Annotated in this window: 19 protein-coding genes; 3 read left to right on the top strand and 16 right to left on the bottom strand. The window is 62.6% G+C overall.

Annotation, left to right across the window (positions count from 1 at the left end):
• Window positions 1–70: 70 nt before the first annotated feature.
• Genes ACPWR9_RS19910 through ACPWR9_RS19900 form a run of 3 tightly spaced genes read right to left on the bottom strand, consistent with a single transcriptional unit; the run spans window position 71 to window position 5,957 of the window.
• Complete coding sequence (locus tag ACPWR9_RS19910) at window positions 71–1,564, bottom strand: efflux transporter outer membrane subunit (RefSeq protein WP_426330778.1); 1,494 nt, start codon at window positions 1,562–1,564, stop codon at window positions 71–73.
• Window positions 1,561–4,707, bottom strand: coding sequence for a multidrug efflux RND transporter permease subunit (locus tag ACPWR9_RS19905; RefSeq protein WP_426330780.1), 3,147 nt, complete (start codon window positions 4,705–4,707; stop codon window positions 1,561–1,563). Before ACPWR9_RS19905 ends, ACPWR9_RS19910 begins: the two co-directional genes overlap by 4 nt.
• A gap of 2 nt (window positions 4,708–4,709) precedes the next feature.
• On the bottom strand, window positions 4,710–5,957 hold the full coding sequence (locus tag ACPWR9_RS19900) for an efflux RND transporter periplasmic adaptor subunit (RefSeq protein WP_426330781.1): 1,248 nt from the start codon (window positions 5,955–5,957) through the stop codon (window positions 4,710–4,712).
• A gap of 304 nt (window positions 5,958–6,261) precedes the next feature.
• Between ACPWR9_RS19900 and ACPWR9_RS19895 the strand changes: the two genes are divergently transcribed.
• The gene (locus tag ACPWR9_RS19895) at window positions 6,262–7,134 is read left to right on the top strand and encodes a LysR family transcriptional regulator (RefSeq protein WP_426330782.1); all 873 of its coding nucleotides are present in this window, start codon (window positions 6,262–6,264) and stop codon (window positions 7,132–7,134) included.
• Between the two features lie 55 nt (window positions 7,135–7,189).
• On the opposite strand, the gene ACPWR9_RS19890 is transcribed toward ACPWR9_RS19895, so the two are convergent.
• The 13 genes from ACPWR9_RS19890 to cfa all read right to left on the bottom strand — a co-directional run bounded on the left by ACPWR9_RS19890 (window position 7,190) and on the right by cfa (window position 21,539).
• Window positions 7,190–8,590, bottom strand: coding sequence for a histidine-type phosphatase (locus tag ACPWR9_RS19890; protein ID WP_426330783.1), 1,401 nt, complete (start codon window positions 8,588–8,590; stop codon window positions 7,190–7,192).
• A gap of 17 nt (window positions 8,591–8,607) precedes the next feature.
• A complete protein-coding gene (locus ACPWR9_RS19885; protein WP_426330784.1) occupies window positions 8,608–10,761 on the bottom strand; it encodes a TonB-dependent siderophore receptor in 2,154 nt (717 codons plus the stop codon).
• A 254-nt stretch (window positions 10,762–11,015) separates the two neighbouring features.
• On the bottom strand, window positions 11,016–11,432 hold the full coding sequence (locus ACPWR9_RS19880) for an ExbD/TolR family protein (protein ID WP_426330785.1): 417 nt from the start codon (window positions 11,430–11,432) through the stop codon (window positions 11,016–11,018).
• Window positions 11,433–12,209 carry a MotA/TolQ/ExbB proton channel family protein gene (locus ACPWR9_RS19875; protein ID WP_426330786.1) on the bottom strand — a complete coding sequence of 259 codons (777 nt, stop codon included), beginning with the start codon at window positions 12,207–12,209 and terminating at the stop codon, window positions 11,433–11,435.
• 33 nt (window positions 12,210–12,242) lie between these two features.
• On the bottom strand, window positions 12,243–13,049 hold the full coding sequence (locus tag ACPWR9_RS19870) for an energy transducer TonB (RefSeq protein ID WP_426330787.1): 807 nt from the start codon (window positions 13,047–13,049) through the stop codon (window positions 12,243–12,245).
• 291 nt (window positions 13,050–13,340) lie between these two features.
• Window positions 13,341–14,285: an inositol monophosphatase family protein gene (locus ACPWR9_RS19865; protein ID WP_426330788.1), complete on the bottom strand. Its 945-nt coding sequence runs from the start codon at window positions 14,283–14,285 to the stop codon at window positions 13,341–13,343.
• A complete protein-coding gene (locus tag ACPWR9_RS19860) occupies window positions 14,282–15,406 on the bottom strand; it encodes an ABC transporter ATP-binding protein (protein ID WP_426330789.1) in 1,125 nt (374 codons plus the stop codon). Before ACPWR9_RS19860 ends, ACPWR9_RS19865 begins: the two co-directional genes overlap by 4 nt.
• The gene (locus ACPWR9_RS19855) at window positions 15,403–17,223 is read right to left on the bottom strand and encodes an ABC transporter permease (RefSeq protein WP_426330790.1); all 1,821 of its coding nucleotides are present in this window, start codon (window positions 17,221–17,223) and stop codon (window positions 15,403–15,405) included. The genes ACPWR9_RS19860 and ACPWR9_RS19855 overlap by 4 nt, the downstream gene beginning before the upstream one ends.
• Window positions 17,207–18,391, bottom strand: a complete 1,185-nt coding sequence (locus ACPWR9_RS19850; protein WP_426330792.1) for an ABC transporter substrate-binding protein — start codon at window positions 18,389–18,391, stop codon at window positions 17,207–17,209. The genes ACPWR9_RS19855 and ACPWR9_RS19850 overlap by 17 nt, the downstream gene beginning before the upstream one ends.
• Before the next feature lie 33 nt (window positions 18,392–18,424).
• A complete protein-coding gene (locus tag ACPWR9_RS19845; RefSeq protein ID WP_426330793.1) occupies window positions 18,425–19,444 on the bottom strand; it encodes a LacI family DNA-binding transcriptional regulator in 1,020 nt (339 codons plus the stop codon).
• A 182-nt stretch (window positions 19,445–19,626) separates the two neighbouring features.
• Window positions 19,627–20,202 carry an acetate uptake transporter gene (locus tag ACPWR9_RS19840; RefSeq protein ID WP_426330794.1) on the bottom strand — a complete coding sequence of 192 codons (576 nt, stop codon included), beginning with the start codon at window positions 20,200–20,202 and terminating at the stop codon, window positions 19,627–19,629.
• Window positions 20,202–20,396: a hypothetical protein gene (locus ACPWR9_RS19835; RefSeq protein ID WP_426330795.1), complete on the bottom strand. Its 195-nt coding sequence runs from the start codon at window positions 20,394–20,396 to the stop codon at window positions 20,202–20,204. Before ACPWR9_RS19835 ends, ACPWR9_RS19840 begins: the two co-directional genes overlap by 1 nt.
• The gene (cfa, locus tag ACPWR9_RS19830) at window positions 20,397–21,539 is read right to left on the bottom strand and encodes a cyclopropane fatty acyl phospholipid synthase (protein ID WP_426331094.1); all 1,143 of its coding nucleotides are present in this window, start codon (window positions 21,537–21,539) and stop codon (window positions 20,397–20,399) included. It lies immediately after the preceding gene.
• Between the two features lie 331 nt (window positions 21,540–21,870).
• Between cfa and ACPWR9_RS19825 the strand changes: the two genes are divergently transcribed.
• The gene (locus ACPWR9_RS19825; protein ID WP_426330796.1) at window positions 21,871–22,512 is read left to right on the top strand and encodes an HD domain-containing protein; all 642 of its coding nucleotides are present in this window, start codon (window positions 21,871–21,873) and stop codon (window positions 22,510–22,512) included.
• Between the two features lie 51 nt (window positions 22,513–22,563).
• Complete coding sequence (locus ACPWR9_RS19820) at window positions 22,564–24,024, top strand: catalase (RefSeq protein ID WP_426330797.1); 1,461 nt, start codon at window positions 22,564–22,566, stop codon at window positions 24,022–24,024.
• Window positions 24,025–24,047 lie beyond the last annotated feature (23 nt).

The raw sequence follows: 24,047 nt of genomic DNA, 5'->3' as shown, positions 1-24,047 counted from the left end.
CAGATGTGAAAAACCCCGCCGGGTCTGTCGAACCGGCGGGGTTTTGCTTTCACAACGCACTAGCCATCGATCACGACGCCGATGGCTCAGGCTCCCAGCCTCCACCCAGCGCGCGATACAGCGCCACATGATTGACCAGCACCCGCTGCTTCACGTCGATCAACTGTTGCGCCGCCTGGAACTCGCTGCGCTGCGCGTCGAGCAATTCGAGATAGCTCGCCACACCGTTCATGTAGCGGCGCTTGGCGAGCCGCAACCGCTCACGCTCGCCGTCCGACACCCGCTTCTGCGCCTGAAACTGACGCGCCAGTTGCGACTGTGCCGCCAGCGCATCGTCGACTTCGGCGAAGGCCGTCTGAATGGTCTGCTCATAAGTCACCACCGCCATTTCCTTGCGCACTTCCGCAAGGTTCAGGCCTTGAATATTGCGGCCACCGTCGAAGATCGGCACGGTGATTTGCGGCACGAACGACCAGACGCCGGAGCCCGCCCCGAACAGATCGGCAAAGCGCGTGCTGGCCGTGCCGATGTCCGTGGTGAGCTTGATCGACGGGAAGAACGCTGCACGTGCTGCGCCGATATTCGCATTGGTGGCGCGCAACTGCGCTTCCGCACGGCGAATGTCCGGACGACGCATCAGCAACGACGACGGCAACCCGGCGGCTACCGGCACCACGAAGGCATCGTCGAGCGTGGCGGCCGACACCGGACGCGTGCTGACATCGCCCGTGAGCACCTGCAATGCATGCACAACCTGACTGCGCTGACGCTCGCGCTCGGCAAGCGCCGCGCGGGCGACTTCGACTTGCGTCGTTTCGGTGTTCAGATCGAGGTCGTCGACCAGCCCGCGTTCGGCCCGCAAGCGAATCACGCGAATCCCTTCCTCGCGCGCCGCCAACACTTCGCGGGCGTAGTTGATCTGCTCGCTCAATGCCACCAGACCGATGTACGACGTGGCGACTTCGGCGACCAGACTGACCTGCGCCGCGCGCTGCGCCTCCTCGCTGGCGAGGTACTCGTTGAGCGCCGCATCCTTCAGACTGCGCACACGCCCGAAAAAGTCGAGCTCGAACGCGCTCACGCCGAGCGTCGCGCGCAGATCGTTGGCGACATAGTTGCCGGTCGTGCCACCGTTGCCGTCGGACGTGCCCGCATAGCGCTGACGCCCGAACGTACCGCCCGCTTGCACGCTCGGCAGCAGGTTGGCGGCTTCGATGCCATACAGGGCGCGCGCTTCCTGCACGCGCAGCGAGGCCAGCCGCAAGTCACGATTCTGCGAGAGCGCCTTGCGAATCAGGCCTTGCAGGCCCGGGTCGGTGAACACTTCCGCCCAATCGGCGTCGGCGCTCGGCGCAGGCGTGAGCGCTGTTAGCGAACTGAGCGCCGGCGACGCTACGCCAGCACCCTCCGGCGCGGCCTCGAAAGTCGTCGGCATCGGCGCCGCCGGACGCTCGTACGTCGGTGCTAGCGTGCAACCGGCCAGCATCGCAAACAAGGCGAGCGATGCCAGCATGCCCGTGCGGTTCAAGGTCATCCCGCTAGTGCGGGGTCGAAACTTCGTCATACATTCCCCTCGGCGGCCGACGTGACATCACGCGATGCATCCGCCTGATTCGGATTCGGGCGGCGCACGAAGCGGCCGACCCACAGGAAAAACAATGGCACGAGGAAGATCGCGAGCACCGTGGCCGACATGATCCCGCCCAGCACCGCCACGCCGATAGCACGTTGCGCACCAGAGGCGGGGCCCGTTGCAATGGCCAGCGGGATTACGCCGAAGCCGAAGGCGAGCGAAGTCATCACAATCGGGCGCAAGCGCAGACGGGCCGCTTCGATCGCCGCCTCGACCCAGCCCATGCCGTGCTTCACCAAGTCGTTGGCGACTTCCACGATCAGAATCGCGTTCTTCGCCGACAGCCCGATGGTCGCGATCAAACCGACCTTGAAGTAGATGTCGTTCGGCATGCCGAGCAGACTTACCGCCCCCAAGGCGCCGATCACGCCCAGCGGCACCACCATGATGACGGCGGCCGGAATCGCCCAACTCTCGTAGAGCGCCGCAAGCGCGAGGAACACCACCAGCACCGACAACGCGAACAACATCGGTGCCTGTGCGCCGGAAATGCGCTCTTCGCGCGACTGACCGCTCCACTCGTGACCGATGCCCTTCGGCAAGTCGGCCATCAACTGCTCCATGCGCGCCATGGCTTCACCACTGCTCTTGCCCGGAGCCGATTCGCCCTGAATCGTGAACGACGGGTAGCCGTTGTAACGCTTGAACTGCGGCGCACCGAGCTTCCACTTCAGCGAGACAAACGCCGAGAGCGGCACCATCTCGCCATTGGCATTGCGCACGCGCAAGTTGCCGACGTTCTCCGGCGACACGCGCTGACGACCGTCGGCCTGCACGATCACGCGGCGGTTCTCGGCACCGAGCATGAAGTCGCCCACGTAGTCCGAGCTGAACATCGTCGCGAGCGTGGTGTTCACTTCGTCCATGCTCACTTTCAGCGCTTCCATCTTGCGACGGTCGAGCGTGACGTCGATCTGCGGCACATCGCCCTGACCGGCAAAGATCACGTTCTTGAGCACCGGGTCTTCCACTGCCTGCTTGAGCAATTGGTCGCGTGCAGCGATGAGCGTTTCGTTGCCGACACCCGCGCGATCTTGCAAGCGCAGGCTGAAGCCGTTCGACGACCCCAGTTCCGGCAGCGCCGGGCTGTTCATCGCCAGCACCATGCGATCGGGCTGACCGCCGAACTTGGCGTTCACGCGATCGACGATGGCATTCACACCGTCGTGCTTCGACGTGCGCTCATGCCAATCTTTGAGCGTGACGAACAACATGCCGCCGCCCGGACCCGCGCCGAACTCGTTCCAGCCACCCAGCACGAAGACGTGTTTGACCGGCTCGTCCTTCATCAGGTAGCTCTCGATACGCTTGAGCGCCGTCATCGCTTCCGGCAACGTCGCGCCTTGCGGCTCGGAAGCCATCACCATGAAGCTGCCCGTGTCTTCCTCAGGAATAAAGGCCGACGGCAGTCGCATGAACGCCAGCGGCACGGCGATGAGCACAATGCCGTAGACCACAACGGCACGCCACGGACGACGCAGCGTGTTGCTGACCGTGCGCGTGTAGCGCTCGGTGCCTAGTGCGAACGTGCGATTGAACCAGCCGAAGAAACCGCGCTTCTCGTGGTGATCGGCCGAAATCGGGCGCAACAACGTGGCGCACAGTGCAGGCGTCAACGAGAGCGCGAGGAACGCCGAGAAGCTGATAGACACCGCGAGCGTCACCGCAAACTGACGATAGATGTTGCCCACGGCGCCCGAGAAGAACGCCATCGGCACGAACACCGTCACCAGCACGACCGTAATACCCACGATGGCGCCACTGATCTGCCGCATGGCTTTGACCGTCGCGGCGTACGGTGGCAGCCCTTCCTCGACCATGATCCGCTCGGTGTTCTCGACCACGACGATGGCGTCGTCGACCAAAATGCCGATGGCAAGCACCATGCCGAACATCGTGAGCGTGTTGATCGAATAGCCCAAACCGAGCAGCACGCCGCACGTGCCGAGCAATGCAACCGGCACGACGAGCGTCGGAATCAACGTGGCCCGCAGGTTCTGCATGAACAAGTACATCACCAGGAACACGAGCACGACCGCTTCGAGCAAGGTCTTGAAAACCTTCTGGATCGATACCTTCACGAACGACGCCGTCTCGTACGGAATCTGATACGACACGCCTGCCGGGAACAGGCTCGCCTGCTCATCCATCACTGCGCGCACAGCCTTCATCACCTCGATGGCATTCGACCCGGCGGCGAGCTTGATACCCATGGCCGTGGCGGGTAAGCCGTCGACGCGCGACGAGTAGTTGTAATCCGACGCGCCCAACTCCACCCGCGCCACATCGCCCAGCCGGATGGCCGAGCCATCGGCACGCACGCGCAGCGGAATATTGGCGAACTCCTCGGGCGTAGACAGCGCGCTGTCGGAGACCACATTCGCGTTGATCGGCGCAGCGGTAGGCGTAGCGCCTGCGCCGAGATCGCCGATGGTCACGCGCGCGTTATAGGCGCGCACTTTCGAAACGATGTCGGAAGCCGTCAGATCGAGGGCGACCAGCTTGGACGGATCGGGCCAGATGCGAATGGCCTTTTCCGTGCCCCAGAACTGCACCTGCCCGACACCGGGCACGCGCTTGAGCTGGTTCATGACCTGCGCAGCGGCGATCTCGCCTAGGTCGAACTCGTCGACCGACGGATTGCTCGACGAGAGCGTGACCACCATCTGCACGTTGTCCGCCGCACGCTCGACCTTCACGCCGTAGCGACGCACAACTTCCGGCAGACGCGACTCGATGGTCTTCAACCGGTTCTGCACTTCGACGGCGGCCAGATCGAGACTGGTGCCCTGCTTGAACGACAGGCTGATCGAGGATTCGCCGTTGCCGCTCGATGCACTCATGTACATCAGGCCCGGCGCGCCATTCATCTGACGCTCGATCACGGCCGTCACCGAGTCTTCGACAACTTTGGCCGACGCGCCCGGATAGCTGCTCCAGATACTGACGATCGGCGGCGCGATGTCGGGGTATTGCGCGACCGGGAGTGCCCGGATCGACAGCAGCCCGACCAGCGTAATGATCAAGGCGATCACCCAGGCAAAGACCGGGCGATCGATAAAGAAACGAGCCATGATTAATGCGTCTCCGCTTGGGAGGCCGGTCCGGCGGCATTGGCGCCGGACGCGGATTCAGGTTTGGCTGGCGAGGCCGCGGGCGCGGCGGCAACCTTCTGCGCGCCGTCGGCCTTCACCTTGACTTGCATGCCGTCGGCAAACTGGGCCACGTTGTGCACGATCACTTGTTCCCCGCCCTTGAGACCGTCGGTCACTAGCCAGTCGCGACCTTCGATCGCCTCGGCGCGCACCTTCGTGTCGTGCACCTTGCCCTGCGCATCGACCACGCGCACGACGGCACCGTCGGCGGTGCGCAGCAGCGACTCGCGCGGCACGCGCACGATGTTCGGATTAACCGCGCCTTGCATGCGCACTTGCACGAACGCGCCGGGCAGCAATACGCCGTCCGGGTTCGGCAGCAATGCACGCATGGCGATGGTGTCCGTGCCCGGATCGACCGCCAGATCGGTGAACAGGAGCTTGCCCGGCAAGTCGTATTCGCGGCCGTCGGGCAGCGTGACATGCACCTTCGGTGCCGCCGCTTCGTTGCCGTTTTGCAACTTGCCCGCGCGCAGATCGCGCGTCATGGCGTACACCTCGGCAGCTGGCTGCGAGAAGTTCACGTAGATCGGATCGATCTGCTCCACTCGCGTGAGCAAGGTAGGCGAATCGAGACCGACCAGCGCGCCTTCCGTCACCTCGGCACGGCGCACACGCCCTGCGATCGGCGAAACGACATTCGTGTAACCCAGATTGAGTTCGGCGCGACGGACTTCCGCACGGGCGGCAAGCACGTCGGCCCGGGTGCGGGCTTCGGCAGCGCGCGACTCGGCGTCTTCACGCGCACTGATGGCGCGCTCTTCGAGCAGGCCGCGATAGCGCTCGATCTTGTCTTTCGCGGAATCGTGTTCAGCCTGCGCCTTGGCAAGCGCGCCACGTGCGGCATCGAGCGCGGCCGAGAGCGGCTGCGGGTCGATGCGGAACAGCACGTCGCCACGCGCGACCTTCTGCCCTTCCTGATAGCGGCGCTCCATGACGACGCCACCCGCGCGAGCGCGCACGTCGGCACTGCGGAAGGCCTCCAGGCGTCCCGGCTGTTGCGTCGTGAGTGGCTCGGCACGGCGCTCGACCGTGCGCACCACGGCTTCGGGTGTGGCGTCGGCCTTCTCTTCTTTGCCGCGGTCAGTACAAGCTGCGAGGGCGAGTAGACCCACGAGTGCGCCCGTTAGCATTCCGAAACGGGCTCGGTATTCGATTTTTGATGACATGTAAAAACGTTGGATTTACGACATCCGGTCGGGGGGGTGCCGACACCGCGTTGGGAGCGCGCCGTCGGCCCGGGAGCAGGGCCGGTGATGGGGAACCGGGTACCTGCGTCTCTTCATGGGTCGCCGTGGATGGCAGGTGCGCGTCGCGCGAAGAGGTCTGAACTGAAGACCGCCGGACCGGGGATCCGGTCGTCTGCCGCCTCGCCTGTTTCGGCGTTTCAAATTGGCGTTTCACTAGGAGAACCGCGATTCTGACGTGAAATCGATGTTAGAAAAAGTTGGAACCTATCTATAGAATGGATGGATGAACTGGACAATTGAACAATTGCGCTATTTTGTGGCGGCAGCCGAAGAGGGATCGATATCGGCTGCCGCGCGTCGTTTGGGTAAAGCGCAATCGGCCGTTAGCACCGCCATCGCACTGCTAGAAGCCGATCTGGGGTTCGAGCTATTCGACCGCAGCCGCCGCAACGCCCGCCTGACCGATCAGGGCGACGTGATGCTGCTCGAAGCCAAGGAGTTGTTGCGTCAGGCCGAGGGCTTGAACCATCGGGCCAATGCGCTGGCGTATGGCGAGCAGCCCCAGTTGTCGCTCGCCATCGACGAAGCGCTGCCCTATCAGGCGGTGAGCGAGCTCATTCGCGATCTCGCACATCAGTTCGCCTACCTGGAGCTGACGCTGCTCAACGGCACGTCCACCGAAGTGGCGGAATACGTGGAGAAGCAGCGCGCGGATATCGGCTTTCACGTCGACCGTGGCGCGATTTCGTCCGCGCTCGGGCACAAGTACGTGGGTTCCGCCGTGCAGGGCGTGTTCGTCGCGGGCGACCATCCGCTCGCTTTTCGCGATCAGGTATCGCGTGGCGATTTGGCGAGATACCGGCAAATTCTGTTGCAAATGGACGACATCACGCCGTTGCAGCTCAGCCCGTCGATCTGGCGGGCGGATAGCTCGTACGTGATCGCCAGCATGGTCGTCGACAAGCTCGGCTGGGCCGTGCTGCCCATCGACATCGCGAAGTACGAAGACCTGCACGAATTGCGCTGCGACGATTTGGGATTGCCGCAATTGCCGGTGCGCATGGTGTGGCGTTTTGGGCGCGAACCCAATGACGTCATGCGCTGGTGCGAAGGGCGCTTTGGGGAATTGCTGCGGGCAAGTGCGGGCGCGCAGTGATGCCTGCATCGGAAAAACGGGCGACACGCATCGTGCCGCCCGTTCATGCACCGATTTACTTTGCGTCGACGTAAGCCTCGGGCGCGATGGCCGTGCGGTCAATGACGCCATTCGTCAGCGACTTGAACTGCCCTAACGTCATCCATTCGCTGCCGGCGGACTTCGGTTGATACACCGCCCGCAACGGCGGATTGCCTGCATCGAGTGGCGCGAGATTGCGCGTCTGATCGAGACTCTGCGCAACATACGACACGCGCACGAGACGCTTACCGTCGCGCTGACGAACGAAGCGTTCGAACATCAGCATGCCGCCCGGCACCACGTCGTTATCGCGATACGCGCCCAGTTTCCAGTCGAAGCCGAGCATCGCCCGCACCTGCGAGATGTTGGTGTCATGCGCCACAAACACCGTCAGCCGCGCGGGCGGCGGTGCGCCTTTCACGGGTTTAGCCGTCGCTGCGGCCGGTGCCGCCTCAATCGCCATCGCCACCTGACTTAGCAACTGCGATCCGCCCCGGCGCGCGAGATACGGCGTGTGATTGACCAGATCGTATTTGGCGCTGCGCAGGCCCATCAAGCGGATGACATCGACCTCGCCTTTCACATGCCCGAAGGCGATGCGTTCAAGCGGCCACCCGTCCGCGTACTGCATGCGAATGGTCTCGCTCATGCTCGCACCGACCGACACCGGACCGGTGAGGCCGATCTTCCCGCTGTCCTTCACGCCCCACGCCTTCGCATACAGACCGCATGCCTCCGCACCGCGCTTAGCCGCGCAATCGGCCGGTACACCAACCGCCTCGACCATTGCCGCCACATCGGCGTCGTACTTCTTGCGCGCCAGCTCAGGATCGCCGCCCATTGCACGCAGGATGGCGTCATGCGCAAGCTTGGGGTCGGGCGTACCTAGCCCGATCTCGCCGCCGTGGAACAGCGTGTCGGCGGCGTTCGTGGTGTGCTTCACCGGCACACCACAACCGGGGAACATGCCGTCGAGCAAGGCTTTCGCGGTCGCCTGAGTCCGTGCGGACGGGCTGGTCCAAACAAAGGTTTCGCTCGCCCCGGCGCAGGCGCCTTCGCTCAGCAGCCCTGCACGGTTAAGCGTGCCGCGCTCCCATGCGCCCAGCAACGTCACCGCCTTGTAACCGTGCGGCGTCAGTTGTCCGTCGGCGACTTCGAACGCGGGCCATGGTTGTGCGGAAGCCGCGTCCATCTTCGGCGTGTCCGTGGCCGCGCGCACCCCGTGACGCATCACGATTACCGCGCGCTCCAATTGCATGCCCGAAGGCGCCCACGCAGTGCCCGGCGCAGCGGTTTGCGCCGATCCAACGGAAGCCGCTGACGTCGTCGACGCAGCGCCCGCCCCCAGAGGCACGAACGCCACCGCCAACCCACCGGCGATGACCCACGCCATCGCCCCCCACCCTGCACCGTTCACACGGCAAGTTGCTTGCATGGCGTTCTGTCTCCCGATCAGAAGTCGATACGTGCGTTGAGGCTAAGCGTGCGCGGTGCACCGACCTGGAGGTAGTTCCCCTGGTAGTACGACCAGTAGCGGCGATCGGTCAGGTTGGTCACGTTGGCGCGCAGCGTCACGAGCTTGCCATAGACACGCGTGCGATAACCCACACCGGCGTCGAGCAGTGCCGACGGGTTGATGTAGTTGACGTTACCCGAGTCGATCGCCATGCCGCCGAGGTAGCGAACGCCGAACTGGAAGTACAGGCCTTGCACCGCGGGAACACGCCACGTGGCCTGGAACGCCGCCTGCCAGTTCGGGGCACCGACGGCACGCTTGCCGTTCACGCCTGCCGCCGCGTTCACGTACTTCGAATCGAGGCCCATCACGCTTGCATCGAGCGTCAGACTGCGCAGCACGTCGACCGAGCCGCCCAGTTCAAAGCCTTGATAGCGCACCTTGCCGTCCTGCACGAAGTAGTTCGCGCTGTTGACGTACTCTGCCCCGCGCTCCACACGGAACAGTGCGGCCGTGGCACGCCAGCGGCCTTGATCCGTCTTCACACCCACTTCGTACTGATGGCTCTTGATCGGGGCCATTTGCTGATTGGCGTTCTTCGTCGTGCTGTCGGCGGTGCCGCCCTGCTCCAGCGATTCGACATAGCTGGTGTAGAACGTCAGGTCGCTGCGCGGCGAATACATCAGCGCTACCGTGGGCGTGACCGGCGACGCGTGGTAGGTCGTCGCCGCTGCGGTTGCCGACGCATGCGCGATTTCGTCATACGTCTGGTAACGCACACCGGCGAGCAACGACCACGAACCATACGAGATACGGTCGCTCGCGAAGATCGCGCGTTGCGTCAGCTTGTCGTCGCCGTACGTGCCGCCGCTGAAGTTGATGTTGTTGGCCGAGTAGATCGTCGGCGAGTAGAGATTGCCGTTGCCGACCACGACCTTCGGCGTGTTCACCGACTTGTTCGACAGCAGCACGAGGTTGCTCGCGCCGAGCACCACCTCATGCGTAAGCGGCCCGGTCTTGAACTTGCCTTCGACCGTCGCCTGCACTTCGTCGAACTCGTAGCTGTGATACTCGGCGCTAATGCGGTCCGAGTAGTCGCCCTTGTTGCTCGAAATGTAGTACTGATCCTTCTTGTACTGACGCACCGAATCCGAATAGCGATACGCCACCTTGGCGACCCACTCCGGCGCGATTTTGTACTGCACGCCGAGCGTGGCCATTTTGTAGGTCACGTCGGTGTAGGAGCCGTTGCTGTACAGCTTCGAGCGGCCCGAGATCGGGTCGGGCACCGAGTACTTCGGGCTGGTGATGATGTCGACGCCGCCCGACGTGCGACGTTCTTGCCACATCGTATCGAGCGTGACGGTCAGGTCGTTGGTCAGTCGCGCGTCGAGACCGAGGCCGACCGACGTGCGGTTGATCTTCGCGCTATCGGCAGCGGCATTGCCTTCTTCGTGCACCGCGTTGAAACGGTAGCCGAAGCGGTCGTCCTTACCGAAGCGTCCGCCCGTGTCGATGTGCTCCTTCCACACGCCGTCTTCACTCCAGCCCTGGTCGTAGCTCAGCGTGAACTGTTCCGTTGCGCGCTTGGTGACGTAGTTGACGATGCCGCCCGGGCTGCCGAAGCCGTACATGAAGCCTGTCAGGCCCTTGAGCACTTCGATGCGGTCGAACATTTCCAGCGGCATTTCCACGCCACGGTTTACGCTCGCGAGGCCGTCGATCTTGTAGCCGTTGAGGTCGTCGAGCGGCAGACCGCGCACGGCGAGCGTAGCCGGGTGCGTGCTGTAGCTAGTACTAATCGACGTGACGGATGCGTCGTACTTCACCGCTTCCGAGAGGATGTTGGCCTGACGGTCTTCGATCTCTTCACCGGACACCGACTTGATCGAAAACGGCGTGTCGATTTCGGCGTGATCGCCGAGCGCACCGGCGCTGGCACTGCGCTTGAGGCTCGTGGGCGACGTGATCTGTGCGGCAGAAACGTTCACTTCCGGCAGCGTGGCTTCACTGCCTGCTGCGGCCACCACCGTCGTAGCCGCCGCGTCGGCTTTGGCCTGCGCTTGGGCAGCGAGCGGCAACAAGCCAGCCAGACAGAGCCCGGCGGCGACGAGGCGCGCGTACAGCGTGGAAGTATGGGGAGACATCATGGAAGCGCTCGCGGCAGCGGGCTGGCGATGCGTCAGGCGTTGCAATAGGTCGTGGCGCATGGTGATCGAAGTGGGTGTGCGTAAGGTTGTGGTCATCTGGCAACCGGCGACGTTTAGCTCGCTGTCGGCACCGGCGCGGGCGTGCAAACGCCCTCACCGGTGCCGCAGCAGCGGCCGGTATGCCTTATCGAAATGGGGAAACAGGTGACTGCTAGTCGCTCGGCGGCGAGGGGCGAATTCCGGCCGTCGGGCCTTCAGCGTTTGGCCGCCTCGCTGACGAAACCGATCTTCGCAAGACCGCCCGATTGCGCCGCCGACATCACTTGCATGACGTCCTCGTACGGCGTCTTGCGATCCGCCCGAAGATGCAACTCCGGTTGCGGTTGGGCACGAGCGGCGTCGGCGATCAAGACGCGCATGCCATCGACATCGACAACGCGGTCATTCCAGTGAATGGCCCCGGTTGCATCGATGGCCACATCGATCGTCTGCGGCTTCACCTCGGCGGGTGCCGATGCAGCGCGCGGCAGATCGATCTTCACGGCGTGTTGCAAGGCGGGCATCGTGATGATGAAGATCACGAGCAGTACCAGCATCACGTCCACGAGCGGCGTGGTGTTGATCTCGGGATTGAAGTCGTCTTCGACTTCGCCGGGCATGGTGCCAGCCATTTACGCGGCCTCCGGCATCGCTTCGCGACGGCGGGCTTCCTTGGCCGTCGCAAGCGTGGTGGTGTCGGCACCGGCGTCGATTCGCTCGCCGCCTTCCGGCAAACGCTGTCCGACGACGATCATGTCGTGCAGTTCGTACGTGAAGGCCGACAACGCTGCCACCGACGTCTTGTTGCCGCGCAGTAAGGCGTTGTATGCCAGCGATGCGGGAATGGCGACAGCCAGACCGAGCGCGGTCATCACCAACGTCTCGCCGACCGGCCCGGCGACTTCGCCGATGCTGGCTTGCCCCGACGCGCCGATGGTCATCAACGCGTGATAAATGCCCCACACCGTGCCAAACAAGCCAATGAACGGCGCGCTGGAGCCGACCGTTGCCAACACCGGCATGCCGCTTTGCATGCGCACCTGACGGCGGGCAATACGTTCGCGCAATGCACGGGTCAACCAATCCGACAGCACCGGCGGCGTGCGCCCCGCAGCGGTGGCTTGATGGTGTTGCAACGTGGCGTCGAGGCTGGTGTGGGCGAGTTCGACGAAGGGGTTGCCGCGGGCATCGCCGTCGAGGGCGGCGACACCATCACGCAACGAGCCTGCTTTCCAGAACGCCCCGTTGGCCTGATCGGCCATGCGGCGCAGACGCCAGTTCGCAAACGCTTTGGTCACGATGACGTACCACGACGCCACCGACATCACGAACAGCATCAGGGCGACGCCCTTGATCACGCCGTCGGCTTGCGCCCACAACGTGTCGAAACCGATTTGAGGAATTGCCATAAGAGCCTCGGGAGAAATAAGCGGGTGAGCGGGTCAGGTGTCGAGCGAGAAACGCAGCGGCACGATCACATAGACGGCTTGCGGTTTGCCGTCCTCGGTATAGGGTTTGAACACGGCTTGTTGCACAGCGCGCACGCCTGCGGTGTCGAGCGCGACGGAGCCGGACGACTGGCGCACCGTGATCTCGCGCGGCAGACCATCGGCGCCGACCAGCACACGCACGGTCACCACGCCCTCCTCTGCCATGCGTCGCGACGACTCCGGATACGTGAGCACCGGCGCGCGTAAGTACTGCACGCCGTGCGCGATGGTGCGGGGTGTTGAAGGGACGACCGGCGACGGCGTCGGCGTGGGTGCCGTTGCGGCGCTCGGGGCAGCCGATGCCGAAGGTGCCGGTGTCGGGTCGGCCGTCGGGGCACTCGGTGCAGGCGCACTTTGCGACGACGGTGCGACAGGGCGCGGCGTCGTCTTAGGCGTGATGTGCGGCTTCGGCGGTGTCTGGGGCTTCGGTGGTTGCGGTGTCTGCGGTTGAGGTTGCGCGACGGCAGGTGTCGGCGTCTCTTGCACGAGCGTGGCGTAGATCGGCGCCGGCGGGGTGACCACGGTCGGATCGCTATGCCATTGCAATGCCATCACGAAGGCTACGCCGTGCAACGCGAGCACGCCCGCGAGCCACAAGGTCTGCGAAGCGCGTCGCGATACGGCTTGCGACACGCCTGCCGCCGCCGGGCTATCCGATACGGCATTGGCGCGCGGGCGCATAGCTTGCGCGGACCCCGTCAACCAACTTGGCAACGCCGGGACTTGCAGCGGCGGCATCACGCCATTCGCTCCAGACATCGAACTCTCCTTGTGCGTCTTTGCAAACGCAGGTCATCAACGGCATCGAATGGCACGCGGTGTTTTTTGCAATCTGTTTGCACACGTGTGCAAAACGACGCAGACAACATGCGATTCGGACAACGACACGAATTGTAGAAATTCCTTATGACCTCACCGTGACAGGACTGGCCGTGCGCGGTGAATTTTTCGTGTTGTCCGACGAGGCTTCGCTAGGGGTCTGTCGTCGTGTTGCAGACGTGGAAATTGCAATCGTATGCAATACCAGTGAAACAAATGCCGTGACGGCGCTTATTCGGGAGCTGGCGCGCTGCGTTGGATCGATGCACTCACCACGTCATTCAGCGTGCTGTAGAGCGGTTTGCTGGACGCGAGAATCGGATTGCCGCGCGTTAGCCCATCGTCGGCAAGAAAATCGCTCACACGACCACCGGCTTCCTGCACGAGCACTACACCTGCCAAACAATCCCATGCGTGAATATGCGGCTCGTAATAACCGATGAGTCGCCCTGCTGCGGTGTACGCCATCATCAGCGCGCCCGAGCCGATGCGCACGAACATGCCGCCGCGTGCGAGCCAGCCATCGAGAAACGCCAGGAAGTCAGCGCGGTCGACGCGATGCGATACCCCCACGCCGAGCACCCCTTGGGTCGGTGCGTCGACGTCTGCCACGTGCAATGGCGTACTCACGCGTGCGACGTGCGCTTCACCGCCGTCCGGTGTGCGCGGCGTCGAAGGACTCGCGAGGACGGCGTTGTCGACGAACGCGCCGCGTCCGGCAGCGCCGTGAAAGAGTTCATCCGCATTCGGGTCGTAGATCGCGCCGATCACGGGAACACCGTCGACGATCACCGCAATCGACACGCACCACGCATGCATGCCATGCAGAAAGCACGCCGTGCCGTCGATCGGATCGACCACCCACATCACACGTGAGGACGCGGGCACTCGCCCGGCAGCGGCACTCTCTTCGCCGAGGAAGGCGTCGCTCGGAAATGCTGCCGCAACACGATCGCGCACCAGTTGTTCGATGGCGCGGTCGGCCACGCTCACGACGTCCTGCACGCCTTTGTATTCCACAGTCAGCGCATCGCGTGTTCGGAACATGGCGAGTGCGCGCAGTCCGGCCTCGCGAGCGACGGATTGTGAGAGTCGATAGCGGGTATCGAGTGCGTCGTCGGCACTGGCGTTGCCAGCGCTTGCTGGCGGCATCGTTTGACGTTCGGTTCCGGTCATTGAGCGGCTCCTACGATGGCTGCGCCACGCGCATGCAAACCGACGGCGACGCGCGTGCCGACGGGGAACGGAGTTTCGAATTGATGTGACAAGACCACGAGGTCTCCTGCGGAGGTTTGAACGAAGTACTGCGTGGCGCGCCCCAGATAGGTGGCGCGCCGGATTTCACCGACAGGACCGCGCAGCGCGTCGGCGCGGTCCTCGGGAACGGGGGCGGTAGCGGGAACGGCATGCAGCGTCAGCGCTTCGGGCCGGATGGCGACGCGGGCGTGCTTCAACGCAGGTCCGGCGTAAGGCAGTGTGAGCGGCAGACCGTGGAAATCGCATTGCGCGTGTCCATCGCGCTGCGCGATCACGGGCAAGTCGATCAGATTGGCGTTACTGATGAATGTCGCGACGAACGCGTCGGCAGGCTGTTCGACCAGCGTGCGCGGTGCATCTTGCTGCGCGATGCGGCCCTCGTGCATGACGATGACCTGATCGCTGATCGCCAACGCTTCTTCCTGATCGTGCGTGACGTAGACCACCGTCAAACCGAGCTGCGTCTGAAGATCGCGAATGTCTTCTCGGACGCGCACACGCAAGCGCGCGTCGAGATTCGACAGTGGCTCGTCGAACAGCATGACTTCAGGTTCCAGCACCAAGGCACGCGCGACGGCCACACGCTGCTGCTGTCCGCCGGATAACTCGGCAGGCATGCGTTGCGCCATCGCAGCGAGGCCGACGCGCGTGAGCGATTCGGCCACGCGTTCGCGTAGTTCCTGCTGCGGCACGCGCGTGACGGTGAGGCCGTAAGCCACGTTCTCAAACACACTCATGTGCGGGAACAGCGCATACGACTGGAACACCATGCTCACGTCGCGATGTTGCGCGCCAAGGCGTGTCACGTCGCGGTTGCCGAGCGTGATGCGCCCGGCATCGGGGAGTTCAAGTCCGGCGATCAAACGAAGCGTCGTCGTCTTGCCGCAGCCGCTCGGGCCGAGCAACGTCGTCAATGTGCCCGGCGCTACCGTGAACGACAGATCGGGGATCGCGACGTGGTTGCCCCACGCCTTGCGGACGTTCTCGAAAGCCAGCGCGCCGCGTGTCGTCGGTTCTGGGGGGATTTGCGCTGCGTTCATGCGAGGGATTTCCTGCGGATGGGTGGCGTGTCGCCGAGCGCTTCGGGCGTCGGCGCTGTGATCGCACGGGTCAAACGAGCGCGTTTGGTTTCGCTCGCGCGCAATGCCGCCTCTAGCGATACGACGATGCTGAACAGCACCACGACCAGCACACCGGCATACGCCAGCGCCGGGCCGTAGCTGCCGTTCGAGATGAGTCCGATGAGATAGGTCGTCGCCAGATCGTGATCGGCGCTGACGAGGAACACCACGGCACTCACTGCCGTCGCGGCGCGCACAAAGCCGTAGATCAGCGCCGCCGCACATGCCGGGCGCAATAACGGCAGCAAGATACGGCGCAGCGTGGTCCAACTGCCTGCGCGTAAGGTGGCCGACGCCTCATCCAGACTCGGATCGATCTGTGCCAGCGCACCCACGGTCGTGCGAAGCCCCATCGGCATATTCCGGAACAGGAACGACAGCCCGAGAATCGCCCCGGTGCCGGTCAGCGCCAACGGCGCGGCGTTGAACGTCTGCGCGTAAGCAAGCCCGATGACCGTGCCCGGAATGGCGAACGCGGCGACGAGTGCGCCTTCCAGCCAGCGCCGTCCGGCAAACTGACGGCGTGCGATCAGCCAGCCGCCGAGAACGGCAGCGATGGCGGTCAGCGGTGCGGCAATGGCAGCCAGACGCAACGTTTCCAGCGCCGAGGGCCACGCTTGTCCGGTGAGCGTCAACGCGCCGCCTTCTATCGCGATACCGAATACGTCGGTCAGATGCGCCAACGTCCAATGAAAATCGACGCCCCACAACGTGACGAAGCCACCCGCCAGCAACGTGCCGTAGACCGCCAGCGTCAGCACGCACCACGGTGTCACAAGTGCGGTCAGCGACCATGAAAGGCGCACATCGAGTGGTGCAGCGCGCCCTCCACCGCCTTTGCCATTCACAGCAACATAGCTGCGTTCTCCGAGCCAGCGGCGTTGTAGCGCAAACGCGCCCAGCGCCAGCAACAGCAACCAGACCGCGAGTGCAGCAGCGCGGCCCGGGTCTTGTTCTGCGCCGACGACGGCAAAGTACAGGTCCGAGGACAGCACGCGGAAGTTGCCGCCCAGCACCAGCGGATTGCCGAAGTCGGCAAGGCTTTCGATGAAACACAGAAGCCACGCGTTCGCGAGACCCGGGCGCATCATCGGCCACGTCACAGTGCGAAACGTCTGCCAATGTGTGGCGCGCAGCGTAGCGGCGGCTTCCTCAAGCACGGCGGGTAAGCGTTGAACCACGCCAAGCACCGTCAGAAATGCAACTGGCGTGAATGCCAAGCATTGCGCTAGCCAGAGGCCCAGCGGGCCGTATAACCAGCGCCCCGGGGCAATACCCAACCAGTTGGCGATGGCTTGGGTGATCGCACCGTTGCGTCCGAGTAGAAGAATCAGCGCGAGTCCTACGGCGAACGGCGGTGTGATCGCGGGCAGCAGGGCCACGCCGCGCAGCAACGCCGCACCCGCACGAGAACGTGTAAGCGCGCCGCGCGTGGCGAGAAGTGCGAGCGCTGCGCCGAGCACCGTCGACGCCACTGCGGAGGCGACGCCGAGCGCAATGCTGTGCCAGCCGCTGCCGCAGGCGCCAGCATCGCGCAAGCAGCCGAACCGCCAAACGTCAGGCGCAAGCGTGGTCCACGCGGCGGAAAGATCACCGCCTGCGTTTTGCCACGCTGGCACCAGCGAGAAGAGGCTATTGGCGAGCGGCCACGCGACGAAAACGCCCAGCGCCAGCACGGTGGCGATCAGCACACCGCGCGTGAACACGTCGTGCGGCAGCTTAGCGGGCGTGGGCATAGATTTCGCTGTTCCAGCGCTGCAACAGGCGCTTGCGCGTTGCCGGGTCGCCGAAGCGGGCGGCGTCGTAGTCGATCAGTTTGATGCTGGCGGGAAGCGGCGCGTCCTTCGGAATCGCGGCGTCGCGGTTCGACGGCAACTGGTAGGCGTGTGCCTGTTCGGCGAGCGATTGCACGTCGGCACGCAATGCGAATTCGTAGAACTGCTTTGCGAGCGCGGGATGTGCTGCCCCTGCGATCAGGCTCATGCCGCCGATCTCGAATCCGGTGCCTTCGCATGGCGCGACGGTGGCGATATCGAAGCCTGCGACACGTTGTTTGACGAGGTCGTGCAGAAATTCGATGGCAATACTCGCTTCGCCGCGTGACGCCGCTTCGCCAGGGGCGACGCCGGTCGCGGTGTATTGGCTGACGTTGGCATTCAGCGCGCGCAGGTAGCGGAAGGCTTCGTCCTCGCCCATCAGTTGCACGAGAGTGGCGAGTGCTACGTAAGCGGTGCCAGAGGCGTTGGGGTTGGCGATCTGTATCTCGCCCTTCCACGTGGGTGCGAGCAGGTCACGCCAACATTTTGGCGGATCGAGGTGGCGTTTGCGCAATTCCGTCGCGTTGTAGCCGATGCCGAGCAAACCTTGATAAACGCCAACGGTGCGATCCCGCCCGGTCTGTGCGAAGCGCTGCGCCCATGGCTGCAACTGCGGCAATGACGGCGAGCGGTATGCCTCGGTCAGCCCTTCGAAGGCGGCCTGCAAATGCGAGTCGCCGGAGCCGGCCCACCACACGTCGAACTGCGGACGCGCCCGTTGCGCGGTGAGCAGCGCGAGGGCTTCGCCCGCGCTCTTGCGAATCATCGCCACGCCAATGCCGGTGTCTTTCTCGAAGCGCTTCTTCATCAGTTGGCACCATTCGAGGTCCGCCGAACACAGCAGACTCAGGCGGTCGGCGGCGTGCGCGGTCGATGGTGGGAGCACTGCTGCGGCGGCTACGGTCATCAAAGCGCTCATCGCGACGGCGACGGTGCGGCGTGCGGTGTGCAGCAGGCGGGCCGCGAGGCTGGAGCGTGCGGGAGGGTCGGAGCGTGTGGGTGGCGCGAGCAGCGCAGCACGTGCCGCCACATTGCACTCGTTTGCAATGTTGGACGCAATGATCGGAGGTTTGGGCTTCGTCAGCATGGGAAGGGTCGGGGGCGGTCCGTGATGGGCGCGTCAGCCAGTGGTGGAGCGGCGCACGAAGGTGACGGGGGCGATGCGGACTTCTGCGGCACGCGAGAAGTCGGTGATGCGGTGCGAGAGCATGTCGACCACGCTATGGGCGAGCGTGTCGGTGTTCTGTGCGATGGTCGACAGGCGATAGCTGTCGAGCGCGGCGTGTTGAATGTCGTCGAAACCGACGATGCGCATGTCTTCCGGGAAGCGGCGGCCGAATGCGCGGCGGGCTTCATCCATGAACCCGAGCGCGACCATGTCGGTAGCGCAGAAGATGCCGTCGGGGGCCTGTGCGGCGTCGGCTAACACTTCACGCGCCGCCAGTTGCCCGGCTTCATACGACGAGATCGTGGAGTTGCACAGCGTGATCCGGTTCTTGCGCACACCCAGACGCGTGAGCGCGTCGACGTAGCCTTCGCAACGCTGACGGCCGCTGAAGTGGGTGGTGTGCGGGCCGACGAAAGCGAAGCGTGTCGCGCCGGAGTTGAACAGTTCACGCGCGGCGAGTTCGCCACCGGCGTGGTTGTCGCTGTTGATGACGTCCGCGCCTTCGAGTTCGGGGGCGCGGTTGATCATGGCGACCGGCACTTTGCGCTCGATGTATTCGCGTGCGAGTGAGAGCGGCGGTGCACCCGAAGTCATGATGACGCCAGCAATGCGATAGCTCAGCAGACGCTGCAAGGCGTAGCTGGTCTGATCGGGATCGTCGGCATTCATGAGAATGGGCAGCAGGCCGCGCGCACCGAGGTGGTGGGCGATGGGGGCGAGCAGTTGGGCGCGGAAAGGGCTGACCAGCGCGGAGGTGACGACGCCGACGAAGGTGCTACGGCCCTGAATCATGTTCCGGGCGTTGATGTCGACGTGGTAGTTCAGCGTCTTCGCGGCTTCGAGCACACGGGCGCGCGTCTTAGGCGAGACGCTGGCACCGGGCGTGAAGGTGCGCGAAACGGCGGAGCGAGACACCCCGGCCATGCGCGCCACATCCTCGGCAATCGCCCAGCTCTTTTCTTTGTCGGTCATCGAAACAATGGGAGCGGGTACGCGAAAGAGGCCAGCACGGAAGTGGTCGCGCCAGCACGATGACCGCGTAGCTTAAAGGCGGGGTGTGTCGGATGTGTGACAGGGGTACGGCACTGCTCTTACGCGGCTTCGCGAGCAACCCTATTCGGAATCAGAGCTTCAATCAACATGCCCGAGCAGCATCATTTGAACTCCCCGATCGGTAGTATTACCCGTTCATGGGCGTCATTGATCACGATGGCCGCTGAATAATAGAGTGCGGCGGCCGCTGTGCATAACCCTACATAGCCGGACACCATCACTAGAATTCTTGCGCCAATCCATTCACCCGAAGCGGCGAAAAAAAGCGTTATCCACAGCAATAGAAAGACCGTCTGCAACGCGCGCGGAGATCGTAACGTCGCGATCCACATGTATAGCGCGAAAATTCCCCAAAGACAAAAGTACCAACCAACAAATGCCGGTGGGGCGCTGCTGTCGAAGAAACGGAAGAAGATCACATAAGAGATCCAGAAGCACCCGAAGCTCAGCGAAGCGGTGCCTCCAAAAGTATTTCCCCTAAAAAATTCAACCATTCCGGCGAGAACCTGCCCACCACCGCCATAGGCCAGTGCCATCGCAAAAACCAGGCTATTGGATTCAATCGAGAACCACCCCGCATTGATCATGCTGGACAGCCACGTGGTCATCGCGAACCCTGCCAGCCCCACTGCCGCTGGGTTACCTAGTTCTTTCGGCTTTTGATTATCGTTCCACATTACTTTCGGGATAACTGATCCATTGCTGTCGAGAGCATTTTGACCAGTTCAACGATTTCTCTCCACACAACAGACCCGCCCTTGTCCGCCAACGTTGCGATCTTTGCCGCCATTTCTACGTCGGCAAGCATCTCGTAGCCCGAGGCTCGCTCGGCATCGATTGGGGGGAACTTCGTGCCCGCCATCGGTGGCACTCACTTTTCCGCGGTGTTAAACCGAAACGACCGGTACGTCCCCATATGGTGAGGATGCGTGAGCACTAATTGCCATAGTTGCCCATGTCGCGAGCGGAAGAATCCCGCGCAACTCAGCAGATAGTATTTCCACATACGGTAAAACCGCACGTCGTAGCGCGACTGCAAACTTGGCCAGGCGGCTTGAAATCGATCCCACCACGCCATGAGCGTCCGGTCATAGTCCGCCCCGAAGTTATGCCAGTCCTCGACGACAAAACGTCCCTCTACGGCTCGTGAAATTTCGCCGGCAGAGGGTAGTTTTCCGTTAGGGAAAATGTATTTCTCGATCCACGGGTCAGTCCCCTCGCTTGTCTGCGCAATACCGATCGAGTGCAGAAGAAAGAGTCCGTTCGGGGCTAAGAGCCGACTGACGGTGTCGAAGTAAGTTTCATAGTTCTTGGGCCCCACGTGCTCGAACATCCCCACCGATACGATTTTGTCGAATCTGCCGTCCAGTTCTCGATAGTCTTGCAGCAAGAACGTCACAGGAAGGTGCTGACACCTAGTTCTGGCAAAGGACAATTGCTCTCTCGAAATGGTGACGCCGGTAACTCTAGCGCCGTAGTGTTCCGCGGCAAACTGCGCGAGCCCACCCCAGCCACAGCCGATGTCCAGCAGCGTCTCGCCCGGTCTCAGATCTAGCTTCCGGCAAATCATGTCCAACTTGTCGAACTGGGCCTCCTCCAGATCGGAGGCTCGCTGCCAGTAGCCGCATGAGTAAATCATCCGGCTGTCGAGCATGGCCTCAAAAATATCGTTGCCCGCATCATAGTGTTGCTCCCCGACCTGAAACGCACGCCCTATTGATTGCAAATTGAACCACCGGTGGCGCATGTGTGAAAGCATGAGGTGGAGCTTCGCAATGCCCACAGCCGCAGAATCGATGTCCGTTCGAAGCAATCGAGTGAAGAATTCATCCAGGCGATCGCACTCCCACTGCCCCTCCATGTAGGACTCCCCCAGCCCAAGCGACCACCGCGAAAGTACTTTCCGGTAAACGCCCGGATCGCGCACGCGAATATCCCATTCACGGGAACCATTGATCGAAATATTCGCTGCCTTCAGGAGCGCTTCCAATCCTCTCGGTGGTTCAATTCCCATGACGCTATTTTTATATTCAGTATTCCTATATTTCTCTTCGGTATAGCTCATAACGGATTCATCGAATGGGATAGAGAAAATCTTATTCACAGGCGGAAAATTGCTTGATTCCGGCAAGACTATGGCGCGAAAACCCCGTAGATGAACAATTCAAAATGGCTATCGCCGTCATAGGCTTCCCGTAGATTTTCGGCATTCAGCACGTGTTCATCGAGAGCAAGCTTCATGTGGCCGACATGCACACCGATCTGGCTGGATAGGGCACCGTGCATCGATAGCGGTCAATCACCTCGCTGTCCAGAATGGAAAGTGTTTTCCACGGAGGTCATCAATGAGTGCAAATATTGCTGGTATCGCTGTTCCCGACAGCACGTTCGCTCGCGAGGTCACTGAGATCGTTCGCGACACCGAGTCGCCGCTGCTGTTCGATCACTCGAGCCGTGTCTTTTACTTCGCCGCACTCGCGGGTAAGCATCGCGGTTTGAAGTTCGACCCTGAACTTCTGTACTGCGGATGCATGTTCCACGACATGGGACTGACGCACGAACACAGCAGCGCCTGCGAGCGATTCGAAGTTGATGGCGCCAATGCCGCCAGCGATTTCTTGAAGCGCAAAGGCATCACGCAATCGGATATCGACGTGGTGTGGACCGCAATTGCGCTTCACACGACACCGGGCATTCCCCAACACATGCATCCGGTGATCGCGCTGGTAACGGCCGGCGTCGAGATGGACGTGCTTGGTTTGACTTACGACCAGTACACCGACATCGAGCGAGAAGCTGTGGTGGCTGCGCATCCGCGTACGCCGCATTTCAAGGAAGACATCATTCAGGCCTTCTACGACGGCATCAAAAACAAGCCCGACACCACATTCGGCAACGTGAAGGCGGATGTCATCGCAGACAAAACGCCACATTTCCATGCCGGCAACTTCTGCAGCGTGATTCGCGCTTCCGCCTGGAAGGGCTGATCGACGCAGCGGCCGGATCCGCAAAGCCAAACTGTCAAGGAGAGTCCCCTCATGGCTAAGCAACCCACCCCCTCCAAGTTGTCTCGTGCCACCGGTGCCCCAGTGAGCGACAACGTCAACATCGAGACAGCCGGCCCACGCGGGCCGGCCCTGCTTCAAGACGTATGGTTGATCGAGAAACTCGCACACTTCGACCGCGAGGTGATACCCGAACGGCGCATGCACGCTAAAGGCGCCGGCGCTCACGGCACGTTCACGGTGACGCATGACATCACCCGCTACACCAAAGCGCGGATATTTTCAGAAATCGGCAAGAAGACGCCCGTGTTCGCGCGTTTCTCGACGGTCGCGGGCGAGCGCGGCGCTGCCGATGCCGAGCGCGACATTCGGGGATTCGCGTTGAAGTTCTATACCGAAGAAGGCAATTGGGACCTTGTCGGCAACAACACCCCGGTATTCTTCTTCCGTGATCCGTTGCGTTTCCCCGATCTCAATCACGCGATTAAGCGCGATCCGCGCACCGGGCTACGCAGTGCGGAGAGCAACTGGGACTTTTGGTCGCTGCTGCCGGAGGCTCTGCATCAAGTGACCATCGTCATGAGCGAACGAGGCATTCCGCGATCATTTCGCCACATGCATGGCTTTGGTAGTCACACGTTCAGCTTTATCAGCCAGGACAACGAGCGAACCTGGGTGAAATTCCACTTTCGAACGCAACAAGGCATTGAGAACCTAACCGACGATCAAGCCGAGGCGGTCATCGCCAAGGACCGCGAAACGCACCAACGCGACCTTTACGAGAGCATCGAGAAAGGCGACTTCCCTCGCTGGACATTGTTCATTCAGGTGATGACGGACGCCCAGGCTAAAGCCCTTGCGTTCAATCCATTCGATGTCACGAAGGTCTGGCCGAAGGGCGAGTTTGCCCTTCATGAGGTCGGCTACTTCGAGCTGAACCGGAATCCCGAAAACTTCTTCGCAGAAACGGAGCAAGCAGCGTTCTCGCCTGCGAACGTCGTGCCCGGCATCGGCTTCTCGCCGGACAAGATGCTACAGGCGCGTTTGTTCTCCTATGGCGATGCGCAACGGTACCGGCTCGGCGTGAATTTCAACCACATCCCCGTGAATGCGCCGCAATGTCCCTTCCAGAGCTATCACCGCGACGGCGGCATGCGTACCGACGGCAATCTGGGCGGCACGCCCTCCTATTGGCCGAACAGCAAGGGGTATTGGGTCGACCAGCCTTTGCTCAACGAACCGCCGCTGGCGCTCGATGGCGCGGCAGCGCATTGGGATCATCGTGTCGACGATGACCACTACCTGCAACCAGGCAACCTCTTCCGAAAGATGAGCGCCGCACAACGCGAATTGCTATTCGAGAACACCGCTCGGCAGTTGGCAGGGGTTTCCCCACCCATCGCGCAACGTCACATAGAAAACTGCACGAAAGCCGATCGGGCTTACGGTGCGGGTGTGGCGGCAGCGCTCGAGCAGATGCGTTCATCTAAATGAGATAGGCGCTCGAGTGCGCCACA

Origin of the sequence: Pandoraea pneumonica, from assembly GCF_049918595.1 — a bacterium.
Classification (GTDB): domain Bacteria; phylum Pseudomonadota; class Gammaproteobacteria; order Burkholderiales; family Burkholderiaceae; genus Pandoraea; species Pandoraea pneumonica_A.
Note: the sequence above shows the minus strand (reverse complement) of the source record. Positions and strands in the feature narration are given on the sequence as shown.

Bases quoted from the DNA above. Each gene is read 5' to 3' on its own strand.
- ACPWR9_RS19910 (WP_426330778.1), bottom strand. From the start codon at position 1,564: ATGACGAAGTTTCGACCCCGCACTAGCGGGATGACCTTGAACCGCACG.
- ACPWR9_RS19905 (WP_426330780.1), bottom strand. From the start codon at position 4,707: ATGGCTCGTTTCTTTATCGATCGCCCGGTCTTTGCCTGGGTGATCGCC.
- ACPWR9_RS19900 (WP_426330781.1), bottom strand. From the start codon at position 5,957: ATGTCATCAAAAATCGAATACCGAGCCCGTTTCGGAATGCTAACGGGC.
- ACPWR9_RS19895 (WP_426330782.1), top strand. From the start codon at position 6,262: ATGAACTGGACAATTGAACAATTGCGCTATTTTGTGGCGGCAGCCGAA.
- ACPWR9_RS19890 (WP_426330783.1), bottom strand. From the start codon at position 8,590: ATGCAAGCAACTTGCCGTGTGAACGGTGCAGGGTGGGGGGCGATGGCG.
- ACPWR9_RS19885 (WP_426330784.1), bottom strand. From the start codon at position 10,761: ATGATGTCTCCCCATACTTCCACGCTGTACGCGCGCCTCGTCGCCGCC.
- ACPWR9_RS19880 (WP_426330785.1), bottom strand. From the start codon at position 11,432: ATGGCTGGCACCATGCCCGGCGAAGTCGAAGACGACTTCAATCCCGAG.
- ACPWR9_RS19875 (WP_426330786.1), bottom strand. From the start codon at position 12,209: ATGGCAATTCCTCAAATCGGTTTCGACACGTTGTGGGCGCAAGCCGAC.
- ACPWR9_RS19870 (WP_426330787.1), bottom strand. From the start codon at position 13,049: ATGTCTGGAGCGAATGGCGTGATGCCGCCGCTGCAAGTCCCGGCGTTG.
- ACPWR9_RS19865 (WP_426330788.1), bottom strand. From the start codon at position 14,285: ATGACCGGAACCGAACGTCAAACGATGCCGCCAGCAAGCGCTGGCAAC.
- ACPWR9_RS19860 (WP_426330789.1), bottom strand. From the start codon at position 15,406: ATGAACGCAGCGCAAATCCCCCCAGAACCGACGACACGCGGCGCGCTG.
- ACPWR9_RS19855 (WP_426330790.1), bottom strand. From the start codon at position 17,223: ATGCCCACGCCCGCTAAGCTGCCGCACGACGTGTTCACGCGCGGTGTG.
- ACPWR9_RS19850 (WP_426330792.1), bottom strand. From the start codon at position 18,391: ATGCTGACGAAGCCCAAACCTCCGATCATTGCGTCCAACATTGCAAAC.
- ACPWR9_RS19845 (WP_426330793.1), bottom strand. From the start codon at position 19,444: ATGACCGACAAAGAAAAGAGCTGGGCGATTGCCGAGGATGTGGCGCGC.
- ACPWR9_RS19840 (WP_426330794.1), bottom strand. From the start codon at position 20,202: ATGTGGAACGATAATCAAAAGCCGAAAGAACTAGGTAACCCAGCGGCA.
- cfa (WP_426331094.1), bottom strand. From the start codon at position 21,539: ATGGGAATTGAACCACCGAGAGGATTGGAAGCGCTCCTGAAGGCAGCG.
- ACPWR9_RS19825 (WP_426330796.1), top strand. From the start codon at position 21,871: ATGAGTGCAAATATTGCTGGTATCGCTGTTCCCGACAGCACGTTCGCT.
- ACPWR9_RS19820 (WP_426330797.1), top strand. From the start codon at position 22,564: ATGGCTAAGCAACCCACCCCCTCCAAGTTGTCTCGTGCCACCGGTGCC.